The 10,284-nt window shown below is 70.2% G+C and carries 10 protein-coding genes and 1 pseudogene; all 11 read right to left on the bottom strand.

Features of this window, described 5'->3' with window-relative positions; genetic code table 11:
* Positions 1-736: pseudogene (locus P3T34_RS01040) on the bottom strand (hypothetical protein); the annotation flags it as partial.
* Positions 737-857: 121 nt separating this feature from the next.
* A complete protein-coding gene (locus tag P3T34_RS01035) occupies positions 858-1,217 on the bottom strand; it encodes a hypothetical protein (protein ID WP_280664037.1) in 360 nt (119 codons plus the stop codon).
* A 63-nt stretch (positions 1,218-1,280) separates the two neighbouring features.
* Positions 1,281-1,913, bottom strand: coding sequence for a hypothetical protein (locus P3T34_RS01030; protein ID WP_280664036.1), 633 nt, complete (start codon positions 1,911-1,913; stop codon positions 1,281-1,283).
* Positions 1,914-2,637: 724 nt separating this feature from the next.
* Entirely contained in the window at positions 2,638-2,841 is a 204-nt protein-coding gene (locus P3T34_RS01025; protein WP_280664035.1) for a hypothetical protein, read from the bottom strand.
* Between the two features lie 82 nt (positions 2,842-2,923).
* Positions 2,924-4,111 (bottom strand): hypothetical protein, encoded by a 1,188-nt coding sequence (locus P3T34_RS01020; protein WP_280664034.1) that lies wholly within the window; start codon positions 4,109-4,111, stop codon positions 2,924-2,926.
* A gap of 378 nt (positions 4,112-4,489) precedes the next feature.
* Positions 4,490-5,707 carry a hypothetical protein gene (locus P3T34_RS01015; RefSeq protein ID WP_280664033.1) on the bottom strand — a complete coding sequence of 406 codons (1,218 nt, stop codon included), beginning with the start codon at positions 5,705-5,707 and terminating at the stop codon, positions 4,490-4,492.
* Between the two features lie 140 nt (positions 5,708-5,847).
* A complete protein-coding gene (locus P3T34_RS01010; RefSeq protein WP_280664032.1) occupies positions 5,848-6,273 on the bottom strand; it encodes a hypothetical protein in 426 nt (141 codons plus the stop codon).
* A gap of 67 nt (positions 6,274-6,340) precedes the next feature.
* Positions 6,341-8,095: a ParB N-terminal domain-containing protein gene (locus tag P3T34_RS01005; protein WP_280664031.1), complete on the bottom strand. Its 1,755-nt coding sequence runs from the start codon at positions 8,093-8,095 to the stop codon at positions 6,341-6,343.
* 98 nt (positions 8,096-8,193) lie between these two features.
* A complete protein-coding gene (locus P3T34_RS01000) occupies positions 8,194-8,655 on the bottom strand; it encodes a DUF6197 family protein (protein WP_280664030.1) in 462 nt (153 codons plus the stop codon).
* Between the two features lie 26 nt (positions 8,656-8,681).
* Positions 8,682-8,924: a hypothetical protein gene (locus tag P3T34_RS00995; RefSeq protein ID WP_280664029.1), complete on the bottom strand. Its 243-nt coding sequence runs from the start codon at positions 8,922-8,924 to the stop codon at positions 8,682-8,684.
* A gap of 68 nt (positions 8,925-8,992) precedes the next feature.
* Positions 8,993-9,739: a DUF2786 domain-containing protein gene (locus tag P3T34_RS00990; RefSeq protein ID WP_280664028.1), complete on the bottom strand. Its 747-nt coding sequence runs from the start codon at positions 9,737-9,739 to the stop codon at positions 8,993-8,995.
* Positions 9,740-10,284: the final 545 nt, after the last annotated feature.

Below are 10,284 nucleotides of genomic sequence, written 5' to 3'. Positions count from 1 at the left end.
CCGCGAGCGGGGGCATGACGGCCGGGCCGGGGGCGATTCCTAGGATGAGCTCGGCGACGTGGGCGGCTGAGGCGACCTCGGCGAGATGCTGGCCAGGCAGGGGGGCGTCAGCCTCGGTGATGCGTCGCCAGGCGTGGCCGTACAGCAGGATGCGCGCGGCGGCGTCGGGGGCCTCCCGACTGAAGTCGTACCCTCCGGCCTGCTCGGGGTCCTCGTGATACCAGTCGCGGTACTGGGTGAGCAGGACGTCCCGGACGGTCTCGGCTGCGAGCGGGGCGGGGGCGGGCTGCTCGTAGGCGTCACCTTCGGTCTGACTGATGTCGAACACCGGCCCGGCCTTGAAGCCGGACACCTTGCGCCCCTCCCCCTCGGCGGCGGCGTCGCGGGCGGCTTCCCGGGGCCTGACCTCGGCGGTGGCCTGGGCGTCGTCGGTCCGCCGCCGGATCGGGGTCCAGATGCGGATGGAGGTGGACCCCTTGGCGGGGAACCGCCCGGCCTTGCGCCAGTCGCCGGAGCTGAGTACGCGGGTCGCGTGGGGGTGCTGGGCGGCGATGGCGATGCAGTTGACGGGGCTGCGGTCGGCCAGGGTGGCGGCCGTGCGCATGACGGCGACCCAGAACCCTTCGTCGGCGACCATCGCGCCGTACGCGCGGTCCATCACGCCTTCGAGTTCGCCACGCATCCGGGCACTGTAGGCGCGGCGCTCGTCATCGGTCATCTTCGGCTTGCCGGGCATTTCCTGGTCTCCCTGGTGAGAATTCGGGCGGCCGGGCCGACTGGCCCGCCACTGTCGGTCGAGGTATTGCCCCCTTCCGACATGTCTAATTAAACCATGTTTCTAGATGCTGGGCAAGTCCTCAAATCCAGTACAGCCCTTCTTCGTGGCACGCTCCCCGGTATGCCTCTATGACCTCGTCCTCAATTTCCTTCCAGTGTTCGAGGATGTCCGGGGCGGTCGTCTGGCCACTGGCGTCCCGCTTGGCCCTGCGCCATTCGATGGCGATTTTGAGCGTGCGGAGCTGGGAGCGGTCAAGGTGCCACGGGCCGGAATCGGGAAGCTCTCCGCCGTAGGCCATTGCCCCGGCGTTGTTGATGTGTTCGGTTCCGGACCACACGCGTTGTTCCGGCTGGGCAGCGAGTGCCCTTTTCAGAGTGCACCGCAGATGTGGGGCCTGCACGGTCCACTTCGGATTGATAACGAACAGGTCGGCGCTCATCTCGTGGCCTTTCAGTGAGGGGTGGCGCGCCCCTGGAGCGCGCCACCTGGACCATCGGAGAGGTCAGAGGGTGAATTCTTCGGCGTGCTGCCCACGCTCGTCCTGCGGCGTCTGGATATCCGGGAGGAATCGGCTCACCGCGAACACGACGGCGTCCGCGATGATCCGGGGCGAGTCATTGAGAATGACATTGACGGTGTCCCCTTCGATTCCGATTCGGACTTCTCCGGGCTCAAGGTTGATGTATAGGTAGGCGCTGGTCCCGTCGATGCGGGTCCTGGCCCCGGGGAGGCGGGCGGCCATGTCGCGGGCGAGTTCCTCGACGTCCCGCCGCGTCTCGGCCTGCTGGCGATTGTGCTCCTTCACGCGCCCGTGGGTGTCGCGGTGCGTGTCGATGAAGTCTCCGGAGATCAGGGCGGCAATGACTTCAGCCTCCTGGTCCATGGCGGCCCGGACGCTGTCGCGCTCACCCTTGCGGAACGGGTAGTCGGTGGCGGGGAATGCGCCCCGGATGTGGAGGTGGCCGGGGTCGTCGTAGCGCTCGGAGAGGTGGAGCTGTCGGCCGTCGAAGTGGGTGAGGGTAGCGGCGTGGGTCAACTCCCGGACGCCGTGGAGCGCCTGCTGCGGTCGCCAGTTGCCTCCGAGCGCGATGGCGATCGGGTGGGCGAGGTCTGCGACGGTAGTCGGCTGGTCCATGTGTTTCTCCTGGTGAGAGGGGTGTCGGCGGCCGGTCGGCCTGCCGATTGGTCGGGGTGTTGCCCTCCCCGACTGGCTATTCGGATTCGTCCACTGCCGAGCATTTGTGCGCGATGATTACCTTGAATGTGGATAGAACGTATGGCTCATCCCCGCTAATCTCAGCCTTCAAGGTGCATTTGCCACACTCGTAAGCGATATGCACAGTGGGGGGCCAGAGATAATCGCCGACCCGGGCGATAGCGCTTTTGACCTTCTTCATTTCGCATTCCTTGCGGTGAGAGGTTCCGCCGGGACGTTCACCCGGTGGCCGGCTGGGGTGTTGCCCCCCCTTCCGACATCACTAATTAAACCATGTTCTGAGAGTCGGGTCAAGCCAGAGAACCGCCCTGGCCTGCCCTTTTCCCACCACGCCGACCCGCACCAGCCCGGCCGGGCCCGGCCACAGCGGGCCCTGGGCGGGGTTCCCTCCTCGGTCGGACAGCTCCTGCCGGACCAGGGTTCCGGGTGGGGTGTCCAGGCTCGCGCAGCGACCGCGCAGCGGCCCGGCCTGGACACCCCACCCGGGGCCCTGGTACGCCCAACGGGTGTCCGACCGAGGAGGGAACCCCGCCCCCACAACCCCAACCACCACCAACGCCGCACCCGCACACCCACCCCCCACCCCCCACCCCCTCCGAGAGAGGACCCGCCGGAGGCACAACAACCCAACAATGCCGGCGAGTTACTGAACCAGTTCACCACGGCGCCAGCGTAGAAACCGGTCCACATTCATCGCACCGCCAAGCACAAGCGTGATCAGGCCACACATCAAGACGGTCGGCAGTAGCGGGCCCGTTCCGAGCAGGGCCAGAACCAGCCCGACGAGGCCGCCCCCGATTGTCCAGCCGAGCGTGGACAGCATCATGGTGAGTGGGTGAATGATCATGGTGCGGAAACCCCTTGTACTAATGGATGGCCAGACTGCCACGAGCAGCTGACATGACGGAAGCAGGCTAGGAACCGGGGAATCACCACAGAGTGGGCTGCACAGCACGCTTGCTGCTCAGCGACGTGTCCGCTGGGGCTGGCAGAAGCTCGGCGGGAGCGGCGGCCGGCCGGGGCGGCTCGACCGCGGGGCAGTACCCGCTTTCGTCTGCCCCTGGGCGGGTCGACTCGTAGTCGGCGAGCACCCGTTGCCCGGCGGTGGCGGCCGGCACCTGGCGCAGCCCTTCTGCACTGCGGTGCAGCTTCCCTGCGCGGAGGGCGAGCGCCTGTTGCTCGGCGAGGGTGGCGGGCCTGCGGTACAGCTTCTCGGCGCTGGGGTCGAGCTGCGGCAGGCGGCGGGCGGCGGCCTTCTGGTCGTCGCGGCGCTTGTGGCGTCGGCGGACGCGGGCGAACCGCGCCTCGTAGGCGGCCTGGTCGTTGATGTGCAGTCCGTCCTGGTGGAGCCGGGCGAGTTCGAGGGCGACCTGGCCCATCGGGCTGGGGGTGAGCACGCGGACACCGTCATTGGTGTTGGCGGCGGCCAGGAACCGGGCGCTGAGCAGTGCCTGCGTACGTTCCTGGCTGACCCGGCGTCCGCCGTTCCACACTCCGTACTGCGCCGCGAGCCGGGCCCGGCCGTCTCGCCAGTACAGGCGGCCGGTCTCGGCGGCTTCCAGCACTCGCAGGTGTCCGGCGGTCCAGCCGAGTTCGGCGACGTGGTGTTCGGCGAGGTATCGGTTCGACGCGGCCAGCTCCCGGTTCTCGCGGTCCATGCCGGTGGCGGCTCGCTGCTCGGCTTCGTGCCGAGCCTGCTCGCGGCGGCGGGTGCTCTCTCGCTCGGCCTGTTCGGCTGGGGTCAGGACTCTCGCCAGTCGGGCGCGCAGGTCGGTCGCCGTCGTCTCGACTCCGGCGGCGGTCTGGGCGCGTACGGCGTGGTCGACGGCCTTCCGGGCGCAGAACACCAGGGCGCTGGTCGGCATCTCGGGATCGGCGGCGTACTGCTCGGCTCGGTCGGCGTGCCGCGCGGCCTCGACGGCTTCCTGATGGGTCGCGTGCATGACCGCCTCCCGGCGCTCCGCGTTCGCGGTGCGGCTGCGGCACACGGCGGCCATGGCGTCGTCGGCCGCGGTGACGGCGAGGAGGGCGGCCTCCCCCGCGACCTGGAGGCAGGTCTCGGGTGACGGGTCGCCGAACGGGGCGGCCGGGCGGGCGACGCAGACGGGCTCGGGCATGGGGAAGTCCTCGCGGGTGTGTCGGTGGTGAGGTCGGGGGCGAGCTGCGACCCCGTCGTTGGGTTGCCGCCCTGGTCGCGCGGAGCGCGATGGAGAGTGCTGTCGTGCCCGCAGGGCACGCCCGTTGGCCCGGCGTCCGGATGGGGCGGGAGGGCCGCCTGCGGCCCGGACGTCCCGGCCGGCTGCGAGCCGGGCCAGGCTGAGCCGTCCCGCAGGGACGCCCTTTCGTTCGGGGGACCGGGGTCGGCGTGCCGCCGACGCTGGCCCGCCCGGTCGGTGGTGGGCGGAGCGTGGAGGCGGGCGGCTCGATGCCGCCCGGCCCCACGGCCCGGCGGCCGGGGCAGGCCGGGCGGCGGTCTCCCGCCCGGCTCGGGGCTCCTAGGCGGCGACCGGTTCGCGCTCGGCGACGCGGCACCGGGTGAGGACGGTCTGCGCGGTCTCGTTGTAGATGCTGTGGTCCTTGACCGTGCCGGTCAGTTCGACCTCGTCGCCCTTGTCGGGGATGGTCGCGGAGGAGGAGAACCAGACGTAGACGTTGCCGCTCGGGTCCTGGAACTTGATCAGGCGGCGGCGCTGGGCGTGGTAGCCGTAGTACCGCTCTTCCAGCTCGATCACGGTGGTGACGGTGGCGCTGGTGGTGATGCGCTCGCCCACGGTGCCCTGCGGCTTGGAGTTCTGGGCGGCGCGCTCGGTGGCCTCCTTCTCCTGGTCGCGGTGCCATCCGGCGATGGCGGACACCAGCGTTGGAAGGTGGCGCGGGTCGACGGTCTCGCCCTTGGCCAACTGGCCTACCTTGTGGCGGTATTCGGAGAGACTGCCGTACCCCTGGACGGCCCACGCCAGGACGGCGGCAGCGGTGCCCGCCGCGTCCGGCTCAGCGTTGATGGCGTCCCGCCACTCCTGCGGAGCCTTGCGGTCGAAGAAGTACGCTTCGACCGAATCGGCGGTCGGCACGGTGTTCTTCCACTGCTCCGAGCGGCTGTAGAAGCGGCCGTCCTGCGTGACCACGGCGGCGGCCACCCGCAGCACCTCGATCACCGGCACGCGCAGATCGGCCGGGATGCCGCCCTCGTCGCCGTCCCAATCGGAGTCCTTGAGCGTCCCGAAGCGCCACAGCGCCTCAAGGCCCTTGATCGGCAGCCCGGTGTACGGCTCGACGCACGTGGTGCCCAACTGCCTTATCTCGCCGTTCTCGTGGCGGGCAAGGTAGGTCGCGGTGCGGTGGCGGGCGACGGAGCACCCTTGGCAGAAGTTCTCAATGGCGCGGTGCTGGCGCGCGGCCTCGGCGTCCGACTCCGGCAGGCCCGGGAACAGGCTGGTGATCGTCTCCCCCTCCTCGTCGTGGTCCAGGCGGGCGATGACGGTCCAGCCCTGGTGGCGGGGGATGTCACCGGAGATCGTCACGGTGACGGTGGGCCGCTTGCCGATCAGGCGGCCGTCAACGTCGTGATAGTCGGCCAGGAAGGGGGTGGAGATGTCGAGCGTGTACGCGGTGAGGTTGTGGACGGCGGCGCGGGCGTTGGTCGCCTGGACAAGCTGACGCACGCGGGCCTGGGCGGTGGCGGGGACGGAAAACCGCATGGCTTCACTGTTCATCGTGAGTGCTCCTGCTGGTGAGAGAGGAATCGAGCGCCCGGCCGGGCGGGTTGCCCTCCGCGTTCGGCCGGGTCGGGGCCGGGCCGGCTGACGGCCCGTGGATCGGAGGGGGTGTTGCCCTCCCCCTCCGACATCATTAATTAAACCATGTTTTGTGGCGTGAGGCAAACATCCCGGCCGGGGAGGTCGAGTGCCCCACGGTCGCGGAGGTATGCGGCGAACAGGGCGGCGGTGTAGCTGTCGGCAGTGCCGTAGGTGCGGCGGCAGTCCAGGGCCCCGATGCGCTCCCCCCGGTGGCGAACGGGGAACGCCTGGCCGGGCTCGGGGATCGCTAGCGCGTACAGTCCGCGCGGGGTGTCCACGCGCAGGACGACGGCGGCAGCCTCGCGGTCGTAGGCGGCTGACCAGCGGGCCGAACCGATGCCGAATTCCGCGAGCCCGGAAGCGATGGCGCGGGCCTGCATGATGTCGGCGGCAATGCTGGGGTTGGACTCGGCGGGGGCGGCGGCGTATCCGCAGCAGTGGTCGGCGGCGTGGGTCTCGGAGAGGGCGGCTGCACGGGGCATGGGGGGCTCCTGGGCTGGCCGGGGGCGGGGCTTCCCGCCCCCGGTGTTGGGCGTCTGGGGGGGTAAATCAGGCGGCTTGGGCGTCGTCGGCCAACTCGGCCTCCAGGTCGCCCGGTTCCTCGTCGACACCCGGCTCCTGCTCGGCCTCCGGCTCGTCTCCGCCCGGGAGCGCGGCGCGGGGCTGGTTCTTCGCCGGGTCGTACGGCTCGTCGTTGACGACGGCGCGCTCAATGGGCGTCAGCGGGTACCCCAGGGCCTCCAGCACCTTGAACCACCGGGCGGTGGGCTTCCGCCTCTCCGGAACGCGCTGGCTGTCGGTCCGCCACGCGGAGCGGGTCGCGCACTTCTCCCTGACGGCGGCGATGGCGGCGAACTGGAGCTGCGGGGCCCGGCGCGGGTCCTTGGCCACATGCTCCGCGAAGCTGCTTCGCTCCTTGGCCTGCTGGGCGTTCAGCCCCAGGAGGGTGGCGAGGATCTCGGTGGTCGGCTCCTTGTTCAGGTCGTCGCAGATTCCCCAAGTTCCACTGATGAGAGCTTCGTTGACGTGCTGAACCATGGCGTTCGTAGCGCTCTTCGCGAGGTTGCGCGACTTGATCAGGTCCGCGAGCCACTTCCTGCGGAGCGACTCGGCGGCGTCCCAGTCGATGTTGCCCGCCTTGACGGCGGCCAGGGACGCGCTCGCGGCCTCCGCCTCGGCAGTCTTGGCGCCGCCGCCACTGGGGGTCTCCGGCGGCGTGTGCCCGTACAGTCCGGGGGCGGTGCAGTAGGGCTCGTACCGGTCGTTGTTCCGGTCGCTGAGCACCCAGACCTGCCCCTTGCACGCGTCGTGCTCCTCGGCGCTGACACCGCTCAGCCTCGACACGGGCATGGCTCGCTCGGACAGCTCTTCGATGTCTCGAATCTTCTTCCCGGCTGCTTCGAGCTCCTCGCGGTGGGTGGCGGCCCGTTCGCGCTTTTCGCGCCGGGTCCGCGCCCTGGCGATAGCCCACTCCACATCGCGGTCGTCGGCCCACCGGCCGGTGGCGGCCTCGGTGATCGCGGCGAACTCGTCGGCGTCGTCGGCGAACTCGGCCAGGGCTGCCATGTGGTCAAACGTCCACTCGTAGCTGCCTCCCGCCCTGCTGACGGCCTCGCTCAGCTTCTCGCTGGAGTGCACCCGGACGACCGCCTTCACGTCCTTCTGTCGCACGCCTGCGGCCTTGGCGATGCGGCCCACCTGCGCGCCTGCCTCGGCGGCGCTGAACATGGCCTGGTTCATCTCCCCCGGCGTCAGGCTCTTGCGCTGCTCGGAGGTAGTGATCATGTCGAGGAACTGCCCGGCGGCATCCCGGTCGTCGTCCTCCCACTCGTACGGCAGGTGGGTGAGGCCCGCGTCCTGCGACCCAAAGTAGCGGCGATGCCCGTCGTTGATCTGGATCGTCCCGCCTTCGAGTCGCTGGACCTTGACGGGGATGCGGCAGCCCTCGATGCGGAAGCTCTCCACGAACCGGGCGTTGATGTCGAGATCCTCGCGGGCGTTCGCCGGGTGCGGGGTGAGCGCGTCGATCCGGATCACCGGGCGGGACGTGAACGGGATGGTCTCCAGTCCGGCGGCGATGGCGGCGGCCAGTCGCTGGAACCCGTCGATGATCTGCGGCACGTCGCCGTGGGTGCGCACGACGTACAGCGGCTCCTGGACTCCGCTGTCCTTCACGTCGGCCAGCAGGTCGGCCGGGGCCTCGACGGAGCGGACGTTGCCGGGGTGCGCGGTGAGCTCGGCGACAGCGAGGGTCGGCCACGGGGCGGGAGCGGTCTGGACGCCGGCCTCGGTCTTGATGGTCATCGTCGTACTGCCTTCTGGTGAGAGGTTCCGCCGGGGCTGGTCGGCCCCGGCGGGGGGTGTCGGTCGGGGGTGTTGCCCTCCCCTTCCGACATCACTAATTAAACCATGTTTTGAAGAGTCGGACAACCAGGGACAGTGTGATCGGCATCACTTCGGTAGAGCGCTGCGGCGGAGCGGAGCAGGGCGGCGGCTTCGGCGGCGGTCCGCCCGGGGGAGTCAGTCCAGCACCACAGAAGGGAGCGGCGGTAAGCGTCTTCGGGAAGCCCTAGCCTCCGCCACCGGACGGGCGACACGGGGCGGCCGTGGGCCTCGTTGCTGAGCACCACCAGGGAGTCGAACAGGGCCCGCTGGAAGATCTCCCATGCCTGGCCGCGCTCGGACCAGCGGGGCCGCGCGGCGCGCACTCCGCACTCCCATGCGTGCAGCAGGTTGCACGGGGCGGTGTTGCCCATCCGGCCGGGCTGCCAGCGGTGGTCACCCTGATAGAGGCCGACGCGCTCGATATGGGCGGCGGCGGTGGTGAGGATGCGGGCGGGGGTGGCTCGGGGCTTCCGGGGCATGGCGTCATCCTGGGCGGTCGCGGTGGTCAAAGTGCCGCTCTCTCTGGGGACTTGGCGGCGATAGCGCAATCGGTGCAGTAGCAGGGGGTACGCCACTGGTGTCCGGCCGGGCTGGCGCTGGCGAAGGTACTGGCGGCGGCCTCGGTGATCCGGCCGGTGCCGGGGACCTTCGGGGCAGCGGCGTTCCACTGCTGGGGGACGCTGTAGACCTGGAAGTAGTGGCGACCGTTCTCGTCGGTCTTGTGGAACCTGATCCAGTCCATGTACATGCGATGCTCCTCGGCGCGCGCGGGATGGGCCGGGGCGGCGGGCCGCCGCCCCGGCGGGAGTGCGCGAATCAGGCGACCAGCGTTCCGGCGGACATGGCTCCGATGCGGCGGGTTCCGCCGATGTCGGCGCGGTTGCCTGCGGCGACTCCGTCGCCGTACCCGCTGCCGCTGAGAGAACTACTCGACTTCCGGACCTTGGGGTGCGCCTTGCGGTACGCGGCCTGAACCGTCGCGCCACGGTCGGCCAGAACGAGTTCGCCGCTGCGCCCGGTGGCGGACGTCTCCCCGCTGGCGGCGGCTCGGGCGGCCTCCTCGACGGCCGCGAGCCGCTCGGTGACGCGGACGATGAAGCCGAGCTGCCAGGAGTTGCGCCACGCCTTCGCGCTGCGCACGCCGTACGGCACGGCCTGCCGATTGAGACCGTTGAGCATCTGGAGCAGGAGCGAGGTGTACAGGATCTCCGCGCGCTGGACATCGGACTCGTAGCCGACCACGTGGACGCGGCGACCGCCGTTCGCGGCCGGGCCCATGTGGATGGCCTTGCAGCCGACAGCCTCAGCGATGAGGTAGATGAGGCGGACGCGGGACATCGACCAGGGGTTGGGGAGGTCGAAGTTCTTGTCCGTGATCCCGTCGCGCGACGGCTGCCCGTCATTCAGGAGCGCCTCGTCCACGCCGTACTTCGCCATCATCTCGAACGCCCGCTTCCGGGCCAGCTCCGCCTCGGCCTCCGGCGTCGCGGCGTCCTCCGCCTTGGCCAGCAGCGCCTTGACGGTCGCCAACTTCGGATTCACGCCTGCCTGGGGGGTGGTCACAGCTCGTCTCCTGGTGAGAGTGGGTGCCGGGGCCGGTCGGCCTCCGGTGGCCGGCTGGGGTGTTGCCCTCCCCTTCCGACATCGCTAATTAAACCATGTTCCTGGGGTCGGGTCAAGCCAGACAAGCCCACTGACCTGCCCTTTTACCGCAGCACCGACCCGCACCCGCCCCGCCGGGCCCGGCCACAGCGGGCCCTGGGCGGGGTTCCCTCCTCGGTCGGACAGCTCCGCCGCACCGGGGTTCCGGGTGGGGTGTCCAGGCTCGCGCAGCGACCGCGCAGCGGCCCGGCCTGGACACCCCGCCCGGGGCCCTGGTACGCCCAACGGGTGTCCGACCGAGGAGGGAACCCCGCCCCCACAACCCCAACCACCACCAACGCCGCACCCGCACACCCACCCCCCACCCCCTCCGAGAGAGGACCCGCCGGAGGCACAACAACCTGGAAGTTCCTTCCTGACACCGGGATTTGAGGTGTCCGCGGACTCCTGCTTACGGTGCGCGCAATGAAAGGTTCTGGCAGGGATGAGGGACGAGTGAGTACGGT

The sequence above is a fragment of the Kitasatospora sp. MAP12-44 genome (genome assembly GCF_029892095.1).
Lineage (GTDB): Bacteria > Actinomycetota > Actinomycetes > Streptomycetales > Streptomycetaceae > Kitasatospora.
This window is presented reverse-complemented; position numbering and strand designations above follow the sequence as displayed.